The sequence below is a fragment of the Corynebacterium choanae genome (assembly GCF_003813965.1).
In the GTDB taxonomy this organism is placed as follows: domain Bacteria; phylum Actinomycetota; class Actinomycetes; order Mycobacteriales; family Mycobacteriaceae; genus Corynebacterium; species Corynebacterium choanae.
In genome coordinates this window covers 151790-164507 of sequence record NZ_CP033896.1, presented here as the reverse complement: position 1 = coordinate 164507, position 12718 = coordinate 151790, and the positions used below count along the sequence as shown (strand labels likewise).

The 12718-nt window shown below is 59.8% G+C and carries 5 protein-coding genes; all 5 read right to left on the bottom strand.

Annotated features, from left to right (window positions below; genetic code table 11):
- Positions 1 to 546 precede the first annotated feature (546 nt).
- The 5 genes from pks13 to CCHOA_RS00565 all read right to left on the bottom strand — a co-directional run bounded on the left by pks13 (position 547) and on the right by CCHOA_RS00565 (position 12411).
- On the bottom strand, positions 547 to 5475 hold the full coding sequence (pks13, locus tag CCHOA_RS00585; RefSeq protein WP_245992206.1) for a polyketide synthase Pks13: 4929 nt from the start codon (positions 5473 to 5475) through the stop codon (positions 547 to 549).
- A gap of 751 nt (positions 5476 to 6226) precedes the next feature.
- On the bottom strand, positions 6227 to 8095 hold the full coding sequence (locus CCHOA_RS00580) for a FadD32-like long-chain-fatty-acid--AMP ligase (RefSeq protein ID WP_123930544.1): 1869 nt from the start codon (positions 8093 to 8095) through the stop codon (positions 6227 to 6229).
- 548 nt (positions 8096 to 8643) lie between these two features.
- On the bottom strand, positions 8644 to 10506 hold the full coding sequence (locus tag CCHOA_RS00575; RefSeq protein WP_123925725.1) for a FadD32-like long-chain-fatty-acid--AMP ligase: 1863 nt from the start codon (positions 10504 to 10506) through the stop codon (positions 8644 to 8646).
- 367 nt (positions 10507 to 10873) lie between these two features.
- Positions 10874 to 11857 carry a cutinase family protein gene (locus tag CCHOA_RS00570; protein WP_123925723.1) on the bottom strand — a complete coding sequence of 328 codons (984 nt, stop codon included), beginning with the start codon at positions 11855 to 11857 and terminating at the stop codon, positions 10874 to 10876.
- The gene (locus CCHOA_RS00565) at positions 11854 to 12411 is read right to left on the bottom strand and encodes a DUF732 domain-containing protein (protein WP_123925721.1); all 558 of its coding nucleotides are present in this window, start codon (positions 12409 to 12411) and stop codon (positions 11854 to 11856) included. Before CCHOA_RS00565 ends, CCHOA_RS00570 begins: the two co-directional genes overlap by 4 nt.
- Between the last annotated feature and the right edge of the window lie 307 nt (positions 12412 to 12718).

Genomic DNA, 12718 nt, shown 5'->3' with positions numbered 1-12718 from the left:
ACAGCGTGGAGGCTCGTTGCTTCACCGTGTTCCCCACCTTTTCAACAATGCGTTGGGGATGATCCTGTGTATTAGAGACATAACGAGCGCGCCACGCGTGATCCCCGCGCAAGCGGGGTTTCTTTTATCCGCGCCACGGGCGATCGCTGCGCCACTGTGCCCAAGTGGGGAAACACCATTGTTGTGGTGCCCTACTTGGGTCATGGTGCTTTGCAGCAATCGTCAAGGAACTGACGCAAAACCATCTTCACACACAGGGATCACCCAACCGGCGTTCCTGCTCCCCTTGTTCGAACATCGCACTTGGGGTTGTCAGCTACTCGATGCTCTGCCCGGGGTCGATCTCCATCATGAGGCTTTCGCGATCGTATTTTTTACAACGCTCCCTTGTGATCTGGTGTGTACGCGGGACCAGCTGCAAGTGCCGCTTATTAGTCGAAACACGATTGTCGCGTTGTGGTGCGTTAGGGGATGTGGGGTTTTGCGATCATATGCAAACAGCTCCCAGCGGATGGACTGGGAGCTGCTTGCTGTGTTTCTATGTGGTTATGTGTCGATCGTGGCGATCTTTTCAGTTAAGGACACGCCGACAATACCGATGGCGGGTTCATCCACAACCGCAAGATGGTCGCCCTTAAGGTGGACGATCTCAAGCTCGGGGCGAAGCGCTTTCCAGCCGCCGTCTTCCGCAATATCAGCATAGGCCGGTTCAAGTTCGACTGCCCCGTCGTGCATGCGTTCCGCACGGTAAAGAATGACCGGCGCGGTAACATCCTGCCAGCGGTTGAGGTCGAGCTTCGCAAGCAGCCTATTATCGACGAAGCTTGCCCGCTGGTGTTCAAGAACACCGGCTGATAAACCGTGTTCGCTGGCATCGGTGGTGGCGAGGAAGGTTTCCAGCATGTCGAGCAGGGCGTCTTCGCCGGCTGTTTCCAGCAGTTCGTAGGGAACCGGGAATTCCAAACCGTAGGTTTTCTTCGCGAAGGCCGCATAACGCTGCCAACGCGCCTTGGTTTCTTCCATGGTATTTGGTGCCGGGTTTTTCGGCCGAACCGTATCAAGCAGCGCAATATAGGCGACGTCCACATTGCTGTCTACTAGCTGGTGGGCGACCTCAAAGGCGAGTGCCCCACCGAGTGACCAGCCGCCAAGTACCACCGGGTGTCCTTGGGCGTAGGTTTCGATTTCCTCGAGATAGGCTTTGGCGCGTTCGTCGATGGTTCCTTCGAGGCGTTCCACCCCGTAGACGGGAACATCATCGGGAAGACGACGGGTCAACGGCTGGTAGACCACCGATGAGCCGCCAGCGGGATGGAAAAGGAAGACGGCAGGTTTCGTCGATCCTGCGGGGCGTTCCCGCAGCACACGAATGTTGCCTTCCACTTCGGTTTCGAAGCTTTCCCGCACAATGTTGGCTAGCGGTTCGATCGATTCGGCGTCCCGCACGTCAGCAGCGGTAATGGTAGCGCCGGAGCGTTCTTGTAGCCGCTCCGCGATGGTGGTGGCCTGCTCGTCAGTCAGATCCCCCAGCGGGGAGGTCACCCCGGCAGGTGCTTTACCTAAAATACTGGCAATAGTGCCGAACACCATCCGTTCGCTGGCATCGCGTGGCGCAACCCCCACACCGGCCTGTTCCCGGGGCTTGTCAGTGTCGCCGGTGGGCACACTGTCCTGCTTGCCGGTTGTTTCGGAGGTACCCTGCACCGTTGGCTGGGGTGTTGTCGTGGTGTGTGCTGTGTGTTCGACGGAATCGGTTTGCGTGTCACTGCCAGCGGTAGTGTTGCTGTTGCGGCTTTGCGCGACAAGCTCTTCCACCATGGCGATGACGTCTTGCACAGAGGCGTCGCGCAGGGCTTGGACTTGCAGCGGAGGGATTTGGAAATCATTTTCCACCCGGTTTTTAATCCGCATACCCATCAGCGAATCAAGACCCAGATCGATGAGCGGCAGTTCAGCAGGCAGGTCTTCCACCTCATAGCCCATCGATTCCGACACGATCGCCATGAGTCGCTGTTCGACGGTTTCCCCACTGGCCGGATCCCACAGCCGGGTTTCCACCGGCGGCAGGCCGGTGGCCTGCGCGGCGGCAGCATCATCGGTTGCCACCGGATTGGTGGTGACTAGACCCGGGTCGAGTACCGGCTGCTGCGGGGTGGCTGGCGCCACCCCGGTGGCAGCGAACGCTTCAGCGATGAAGGTGACATTATCGCCGTCGACGTGATACATCGCAATGGTGATCCCGCCGATGGTTTTCTTCACCACCGTGGTGATCTCCCCGGTGGCAGGCAAGGTGGCGTGTTCTTCCACTGCGGTCACCTGCCCGCCGCGGCCGTAGGCCTCGGCGGCAGCCTCTAAGATCGCCGCAGTCGACGGCACAAAATCGGCCAATGTGGAAAACGCCAGCGACCCGTCGGGGAGCCGCACCCGGCTGCCGGGCAGCGGCGGGGTGGCAGTCGACGATGGCCGGGCAGCAGTCCAGAACCGGTTCCGGTTAAACGGATCAACCGGTAAATCTTGCAGCGGACCGTCCCCGAGCAGCTGCCGCAGCTGCACCGGCTGACCCATCGCCCACATGCGGGTCACCACATCGGTGAGGCTGTCGCGCGGATCCACTTTCCGCTTCAACGACGGCAACAATTGGGCATCGAATTTACCGACAGCAAACGCGGTACCGGCAAGACCCATCAACCCCACCGGATTCGGGGAGATTTCGACAACACAGTCAAAACCGTCACCAAAAACATCCTCACAGGCTTGGGTGAAATACACCTGGCCGCGGGTGCAGCGCAAGAAATAGTCAACCGTGTGCACCGTCTCTCCGGGCTGATAGCAGCGATGCTCATCCACAGAGGAATACAGCGGGACAGTGATCGGCTGCGGGGTGATACCGGCGCTTTCCGCAGCCAATTCCCCGAGCAACGGCTCCACCATCGAAGTGTGACCGGCACCCTTGACATCAAGCAACCGGAAGAAGGATCCCTGTTCCTCAAGGATCTCCCCGAGAGCAACCACAGCCGGGCGAGGACCGCCCACAGTGGTCATGCCAGGACCTGCATACACTGCCGGTTCCACCCCGGCACATTGCGGATGCTGTTCGACAAGTTCAGCAAGCTGGTCGGCAGATAATTCCACCACAGCCATAGCACCTTGTTCATCGTCGCTGAGCGAAGCTTCCCCCTCACCCATGAGCCGGGCACGGTGGCAGGCAACCCGCATCGCATCTTCCGCACTCAACCCCCCACAGGCATAGGCGGCGGCAATCTCACCCATCGACATGGCAGTCACCGCAGCCGGTTTCGCGCCAAGGTTTGCCAGCAGGTCAGTCAACGCGATTTGGATTGCGGTAATCGCAACCTGGGCAGTCTCTGTATTGTAGGTTTGCCCATCGTCGTCGATGAGTGCAGTCAGCGACCAGCCGGATTCAAACTCGATGAGTGCGTTGAGCTCTTCGATCCGTGCCGCAAACAGCGGAGAGATCGCCATGAGATCTTTCGCCATTTTACGATGCTGCGAACCAAACCCGGTGTAAGCAAACACCACTCCCCGCGCCGACGGTGCATCGTGCGTAATCACCTCCGGGACCCGCTTCCCCTCAGCGAGTGCCCGCAGCCGGGTGACGAGCTCTGCTGGGGTGGTGGCTGCCACCACAGCCGTGGAACGGCCATGATTAGCGCGCGCCAATGAACGCGCAATCGCAGACACATCAACCGGCTTACCCGCCTCGACAAGCGCCGCAATCTGGTCGGCCAGCTGCGTTGCTTGATCAGCCCGGCGCGACGGCAAATGGGCACTGATCGGCACATACACCCGCTCCCCGCCGGCGAGCTGCCCCTGCACAGTGTGAGGCTGGTCAGTGTAGTCGGCCGGATCAAAGGCGCTGACCACCGCGTGGGCGTTGGTGCCGCCGAAACCAAACCCGGACACACCGGCAACTGGTTTCCCGGAATATTGCGGCCATTCGCGGGGATCCTCCACCACCTCTAAATGGCCGGCATCGAAATCAATATGCCGGTTCGGGGCGGTGTAGTGCAGCGACGGCGGCAACACCCCGTGTTGCATCGCAAGGACGACTTTGATCAGCCCCGCCGATCCGGCGGCTGCTTCTGTGTGGCCAAAGTTCGTTTTCGCACTGCCCAGCAACAGTGGGCTGGCCGCATCACGGCCTGACCCCAACACCTCAGCGAGGGCGCGTGCCTCGATCGGGTCGCCAAGGAGTGTGCCAGTACCGTGCGCCTCCACATAGTCAACCTGCTGCGGATCGACACCGGCGTCAGCATATGCCCGTGCAAGCACATCGACTTGTGCCTCCGGTTTCGGGGCGGTGATACCGTTCGAACGGCCATCAGAGTTCACCGCACTGCCTTTAATCACAGCGAAGATTTCATCACCGTCAGCTAGCGCGTCAGCAACCCGTTTCAACACCAGCAGGCCGGCACCATCCCCGCGCACAAACCCGTCAGCATCATCAGAGAACGCATGGATCGCCCCCGATGGGCTAATCACCCCGAGTTCGCCAAACGCGGTGGTCACAAACGGGGAAGCAAGAATATTCACCCCACCGGCAAGGGCGGTGTCACAGTCCCCGTCACGCAACGCCCGCACCGCATGATGGATCGCCACCAGCGACGACGAACAGGCGGTATCAACTGCCACCGAAGGGCCGGTGAAATCAAAGAAATACGACAGCCGGTTTGCGATAATCGACGATGCGGTACCAGTCAGCGCATAGGGATGCGCCTCGGCAGGATCCGCGGAAATCAACATGCCATAGTCGTTATTCGTCGACCCGACATACACCCCCACATTGCTGCCCTTCAACGCCGCTGCATCCAGCCGGGCATGAGCAAGGGCCTCCCAGGCAAGCTCCAAAGCGATACGCTGCTGCGGATCCATGTTGGCTGCTTCCAGCGGGGAAAGACCAAAAAATGCCGCATCAAACGAGGCAATATCCGACAAATATCCGCCGGTGACGTTGGTTTCTTTTAACTTTTCCGCCATCACCGCATCGTTGGCATATTCCGACCAGCGGCCAGCCGGCAAATCCCCCACCGCGGAAACACCGCCGACTAGTGTGTCCCACATCTGCTCCAGTGACTCTGCCTGCGGGAATCGGGCAGCCATGCCAACAATCGCGATATCGCGCTGCTCCGGGCGGCTGTCCCGGGTCACCGTTGACTGGGCAGCCATCCGCTTCGATACCCCGCCGGCAGAGGGTGCAGTAGTTAAAAAGTCTGCCAATGCGTTAATCGACGGATGCTCATAGGCGACAGTCGCATCTAATTGGCGTCCCAGCAGATGCTCTAATTCCCCCGAGAGCACCACTGCGTCACGGCTCGTCAACCCCAAATTTTGCATCGGCTGATCGCCGTCGATCGCCGCCTCGTCAAGTCCGGTAGCCTGCGCCACCCACGACGAAAGCCACGCGCGAAGCTCACTGGTCGACATATCAGCAGGCTGCTGATGAGCGGAATCCATCACTGGCACCAATTTTCCTAAAATCACAGACACCTACCGCCATTGCTAAACAAATAGCAATGAAAGCCAGCACACAAACACTGGCTTCTGCACGCGGATTCAGGTTGATAAACGTTGGACAAGATATAACAACAATAACGAACAAGCAGCGTCGATCACGATTGCAACACCACCGCTTGTCACGAAGCGACCGGGATGAACCGAGCTGAACCGAGGCCTTCCAGGCCAATCAATCAGCACAGACCACCGACGCGACGGCTGCTGCATACACAACCACACACGCTGACTGTGCAACGCACCAACACTACGCCTAATGAGTCGTGAGCTGTAATACATTCGTTACCAAATGGTGGCTGCGCAACTCAGACCACACCCCGGTTCAACATTTTGGCACCGGTAACCCCCTGGAGCGCCCTGCAAGAACCAGATGCACCCTAGGAAGCACCGCGGTATCGCGTCATTGCGGATCATCAGTCTGCTGTCGATCGTGAGAAGCTCACCGGGAAACGACAATTCAACGCCCTTCGCCGTTGCTACAAGGATCAGCTGGGTTACCACGATGTCGCCGGGTGCACATGGTGCATCCTGGCACGGTGACAAGATAGTGCGGTTGGTGTCCGGTCACAGCCCGAAAAATAACCAACTCGGGCAGCGAGGTATCCCTACCGCCCGAGTGGGTTTACAGTCACGAAACCGCTACTGATCTTTTGCCGTGCATCCGGCAAATGGAATGATCACCGAGTATCGCCGTTTACTGCTGCTGTTCAATGTACTGTTGTTGCACACGTCGCCGGGCGATCTTGGCCGAAGCCGACCGCAGAATGCTGTCCGGTTCGACAATCTTGACTTCCTTCGGCACGATCCCGTGGCGGGCAGTAACTGCGGCAACAATTGCCGCGACTGCGGCTTCATCCCCCGCCGGATCAGCGTCTGGTTCACGCTCCGCGAGAACAACAAGCTGTTCAACATCATCTCCGGGGATTGCGAACGCAGCCAGACTTGCCGGGCGAATATGGCTGGTTGCCTGGGTGGCAGTCCATTCAATATCGAGCGGATAGTGGTTCCGTCCAGCGATGATGATGAGTTCTTTCTGGCGACCGGTGATAAACAGCTCCCCGTCAAGAATGCAGCCACGATCCCCGGTCGATAACCATTTCGCATCCGCTGGCACCCCTTCGGCACGGGAGTTCGTGTCGAGTTTTTTCGCCAACACACAACCGAAGGTGTCCGCGGTTTCCTCGTCACGCTGATAGTATCCGCCGGCCACATTGTTGCCGTAGCCCCAAATAGCACCAACCCGACCTTCGGGGAGTTCTTCACGCGTATCAGGATCAACAATGATGACATGTTCGGCAGGGATCGGCTCACCACAGGACACAATATGGGTCACCGTCGCCGGATCCGCATCAGCGGCCGCAAGCGTGATGGTGTCTTCGGTGAGTGCTGCCCGATCAACTGCCTCAATTCGTGGCCGCTGCAATGTTTGCGGAGTGGTAAGCAGCAGCGATGCTTCTGTTTGTCCGAAGGATGGGCGCAGGGCATTGCGTTGGAACCCATATGGGGCAAATGCGTCAGCGAACGCTTCCAATGCTTGAGGTTGTACTGGTTCCGCACCCAGGATGAGATTGTCGACACTGGACAAGTCGAGATCGTCGTCGATTGCCGGCAGACCGTAGCGAATCGCCAAGCCAAGGGCAAAGTTCGGGACTGCCGTGTAGGAGTAGTCCTCGTCGGCCCGGCGGGCGAGTTGGCGCAGCCAGCGGCTGGGTTGCTGCACAAAGTCGCGCGGCTGCATGATGTCCATCGGCATGCCGAAAATGGTGAACATTACCGCCAGCATGATGCCCATGTCGTGGTGCATTGGCAGCCAGGACACCATGCGCTGCGGGGATTTGAATTGGGCGGCAACATAGATTTGCAGCGCATTAGTAAACATTGACCGGTGGGTGAGTTTCACCCCGGCGGGAAGCCGCGTAGAGCCGGAAGTGTATTGCAGCATTGCCGTGGTGTCGGCCGGGGCGATCCCTGCCTGCTGAAGTTGGGCGACTAGCTGCTGGCCTTGTTCACTTTCCAGCGGGGAGGTGTAGCTGTCAGCCAGACTGTCGGCAAGCGCGTCAACAGCAAGAATGCGGGGTCGTTTCGCCGCGGGCAGATGGGAAAAATAGGTGCGAACTGCGGGGGCGGACACCGTGTTGGTTAGCACTACCGCCGGGGTGGAGTCGTGGAGCACACTGTCAAGATGTTCGGCATGCCCTGGCTCATTAGGGTCATAGAGCGGCACTGGCACCATGCCGGCATAGAGTGCCCCCAAGCAGGCGTACACATATTCGGGGCTGTTGCCCATCAAAATGGCGGCATGCCCGCCCAGGGAACAGGTTTGCAGCAAGCGGGCAGCGACTGCTTTGATCCGCCGGTTGACTTCCGCCCGGGTGACATGCCGCTGAGTGCCCTCCCTGCTGGTGGAATAGTCGTGAAAGATGATGACTTCTTTGTCGGCGTTCCCGGCCGCCACATCGGCTTGGAAGAGCGCCTCGCTGACACCTGCCAAGTGCAGATGATCGGGGACGACGATTTGTCCAGTGTCGGTGAAAAACTGTTGCACGGGATTCGCTGCGGCCATATTGATTGTCACTTCACTTCTGTGTCGAGGTTTCGCGGTATTCCGCGCGGTCGTTAGGTTTCCTGTGGTGCTCGTTGCGGGGTGCTAGTCAAGATGTTTGATAGCGCTGCACGGCGGGTGCGCTTCGAATAGCACAGGATGAGTGTCCTGCTGTGCGCATCCCCGCATCATTTGCTGCTCACGATTGAGTGTAGCCCACCCTATTCTTGTGTGGCAGGGTGCCGCCCAGCAGCTCATACTGGGGGCTAGTTTATGCGGTTGAGCTGCGAAAAAACATCAGATCAAGGATGGTTGTGGCGGGGTTTTTCTGCAGTGTTCGGATACTGCTGGCAACCTACGACATAATCCATCACACTGCGGCAGAGGGATACTATTTTGCACATTGGGTTGTGGCTGTGCTTCCCACCCTACTGCTGGTTGGGTGGTCAGCGGCCGGCGGTCAAGCAGCATGCCAGGTTGCCCCACTCATGCTGCTTGCCCACTGACGCACTGAGCTGTGTCCACGGTGTGCGCCCACCTGGTCTCAAGGTGTGACTGCTGGTGGAGGGCTAGATGCGGCCATCGAGATAGGCTTGCCGGTTGACCCGGCGCGCAATTTTGCCGCTGGAGGAGCGTTTGATGGCACCCGGTTCGACGATGCGGATAGTGTTGGGGGCTATGCCGTGGCGGGCGGTTACGGCTGCCCGAATGTCGGTGATGGCCTGCTCATCGCCAGCTTTGTCGGCTTCCGGGTCGCGTTCGGCGATCAACACCAGCTGTTCGGTGTTGTCGCCGGTGACAGCGAATGCCGCGACGATTCCGGCAGCAATATGCTGTGTTGCCTGGGTGGCGGTGTATTCAATGTCTTGCGGATAATGATTGCGGCCGGCGATAACAATGAGGTCTTTCCGCCGTCCGGTGATGATGATTTCGTCGTCAATAATCACCCCCAAATCGCCGGTGGCCATCCAATAGTCGTCGTCGGGGGTGTCTGCGACCCGGGAGCCGGTGGCGAGTTTGCTGGCGAGCCGGTTCCGGAAGGTTTCCCGGGTTTCTTCCTCCCGATCAAGATAGCCTTTGGCCATGTTTTGGCCATGTACCCAAATCTCCCCGATGCGGCCTTCGGGAAGTTCTTCCCGGGTGTCGGGGTCAACAATGGTCAGTGCCATCGGTTGGACTTGGTTGCCGCAGGACACCAGTGGTGTGGTGGTGTCGTCGGCGGTGGTTTTGATTGCTACAGTGCCGGCCGCAAGCGCTGCCCGATCGGCGTGGAAGACCCGGGTGCCGCCAGGTTTTTGCACCACAGAAACCAGCAGGGTGGCTTCGGCAAGACCGTAGCCGGGCATCACTGCTTCCGGGTTCAGTCCGCAGGGGGCAAAGGTGGTGGTGAACCGTTCCACGGCGAGCGGGGTGACGGGTTCGGAGCCGACGAAAATGCCTTGCACCCGGGATAAGTCGAGGGTGGTTTCCCCGCTGGGTTGCCCGTAGCGGGCACAGATCTCGAGGGCGAAATTCGGCATTGCCGTATAGATGTGTTCATCGTCGCGGGTTTTGCTGAGCAGCGACAGGTAGCGGGCGGGTCGTTGCAGGAAGTCGCGGGGGCTGAGCAGATCGATGGGCTCCCCCATGACGGCGAAGATCATAGCCAGCACAATGCCCATGTCGTGGTGGAGCGGCAGCCACATAACGATGCGCTGTGGTTCTTGCAGGTGTACTGCCCCATAGATTTGTAGCGCGTTGACGATGAGTGACCGGTGGGTGATTTGTACCCCTGCGGGGCTGCGGGTGGAGCCGGAGGTGTATTGCAGGAAGGCGACACTATCGGCGAGTGCCTGCCCGGTGGCGGCAAGACCGGCAAGTGCCTGTTTTCCTTCTTCGGTGTGTTCGGGGCTGACCCAGTTGGCGGCGAGCGAGTCGGGGAGTGCGTCGACGGAGAGAATGCGGGGCCGCTGGGAGGCGGGACGGTCAGCAAATACTGCCCGTACAGCACCGGCACTGTGGCTGTTGGTGAGCACGATTTGTGGTGCACAGTCGGCGAGTACTGCCTGCAGGTGGTCGGCGTGTCCAGGCTCGTTGGGATCATAGAGCGGCACCGGGGTCATGCCGGCATACATTGCCCCGAGGAAGCCGACAATATATTCGGGGGAATTGCCCATCAGCAGCGCAACGCGGGCACCAATATGGGTGGTTTGCTGCAGGCGGGCGGCCACCACTTTGATGCGGGTGTTGAGTTCTGCGCGGGTGTAGGTGGTGTGTTCCCCGGCCGGGTTGTTGTCATAGCGCCAGCCCCGCAGGACGATATCGTCGCTCTTTCCTGCTGCCTGCGCCATGGTGAATAGCATCTCGGACATGCCGGCGACACTGAAATGGTCAGGGACGGCGATTCGGCCGTGTTCGTCGGTGAAGTGGGAGACGATCGCTGCAAGTTTCATAGGGTTGTGTTCGTTCCTTGTGTTTTCGTGCACCTAGCGTCCGGGATGACTGCTGTGCGCGCGGGGTGAGTGGGTATCAACAATTGTGTGCTGACCAGGATAACTGGCCACTGTGTGCATACACCACCGTATTGACTGGTAGGGGCGTTTTGCCGGCTGTTTTCCAGGTGGCGGCAGGGTGCGTTGCGTGGCTGGTGGTGACCTGCTGTGGGGGGTCGTTTCCCATGGTGGGTGAAGGGGAACGCAATAGTTTCGGCCAGCGCTGCACCGGTAGATGGGGCAGGGCTGGCCGGGAAACTTGGCAGTTATTGTGTTGTGTTTTTTCTAGCGCTTAGCGTGTCCGGATGCGGTGCGGCACCCGGGCTGGTTAGCCGATTGGGGGCACACTGGTCACCGGTGCGCTGGTTACCGCCGGCGGTGGGGGTGCGGCCGGGGGTTGGCCGATGAGCTGGTTTGCCCAGTCGATGAGCCATTGGGTGGTGGTGACGGTGCCAAATACGGCCATATTGGTGCCGTATTGGGCGTGTACCCCAGAGTTGTCGATGAGCTGTTTCGCCCTAAAGATTGCGTCTTGTGCGTCAATCGGTGCGGAACAGATGTGATCATCCGGGGCACAGATTTCCACAACTTTGTTGTCGAGCACACCGAATCCGCCGGGGCGCGGTCCGCGCATGGTTGCCCCGGGCATGACGAGTTTGGTTACGTCCCCTAAGGGTTCTAAGGAGATCTCTGCGCCGACACCGCCGACGGGGGTGCCAACGTGGTTGCCGATCGCGGCTTCGCGACGGCCGTCGGCAATCAGTGCCACCCCGCGGATGCGTTCCGCCGGAATGGGGATGCCTTGGGTGCCAATCGTGTTGGCCATGTCACCGGCGATGATTGCGCCTTGGGAGAATCCGATGAGCACATAGTCGGTGAGTGGACAGTCCCGGTGGGTGGCCAATATTTCTGCGGTGAGCCGGTTGCTGCCTTCGGTGCGCGAGTCGTCGTAGGACATCTCGGCGAGGGAGTCGATGTTTTTAAACTGTGCCGTGTACGGCACGGTGAATACTTTCACCGCTGTGCCAGGATGTTGTGCCTGCAGTTCGCGGGTAACCGGCAGCAGGAGCGCGTTCGGGTTGAATGCGGGGTTGAATGGATCATCCTCGGGGGATGATTCCCAGGTGCCGGGCACGGCAAGTATTTCCACAGTGGGACACCAGTCGGGTTGGCCGGGCTGTTCGGCGGCACTGGTTTCCCCCGGTGGCGGCGGTGGGGCGGGTTGTCGGTTGCTGTCTAGCCAGTGGATGACACCGACACCGATCACGATAATGATGAGCAGCGCTAAGAGTGCGGGGATGAGTTTTTTCATGGGGTTCGGCAGTAGGCGGCAGTAGCGGCGGAGGCGATTGCTTGGGCGGCCTGGTCAGGATTGAGGGTAGTGCGTTCTTGGGTGACAAGCTGACCGGCGACTGCAGGGAGTGCAATGTCTGGTTCGCGGGCGGCTTGCGCCCGACAGTATTCGACAGCAGCACCGATGAGCTGGTCTTCGATCCCGTCGATGCTCACCCCGGCGTCAGCGATTGCGGCAAGATAGGTTTCATCGGCGCTGGTGCGTGCAGGGCCTGGGGTGGGGACGGTGCCGACTTCTTTCGCACCTTGGTCTTCCTCGGCGCGCTGCCGCGGGGTGGTGACCCGGGCGGCCGCAGGAATGTCTTTGTCGCTGGTGCTGGTTGTGGTGGTCGGTTGCCCCTGTGCACTGGTGGTGGTGCTGCTGCTGACTGTTTCCCGGGGCAGGGGTGCCACCGTGGAGCTGGCCTTGTCGTCGACACTGGTCGCACTGTCGGAACAGCCGGCGGCCAACAGGGTGAGGGCAACAAGCCCGGCGATACTAGCCGAGGCGCGGCGGAGATTACGGTGGTTCATGGGTTGTCGAGGTTCCCTTCCATCATTGGTGGTGTGTGGCAGTGGACTGCCCACAGCGGCACAAATGCGGTAATGATGCCAGCCTACGGGGTGCAGCTGAGCAGATGGTTGTGTCAGGGTAATACCACACCAGGAAGTTGCTGTGAACTGCGGCCGAACGTGGCAGTTCACGGCGACTATCAGTAAAGATGGCGAACATTCCTGGTGCGGTGGGTGGTGGTGCTATGTGCCAGCGCCCCTGGCCGGATATCACCTGCAGCCCAGTCATTTTCCTCACGGGTAGTGACTGGGCAGCGTGATGGCCGAT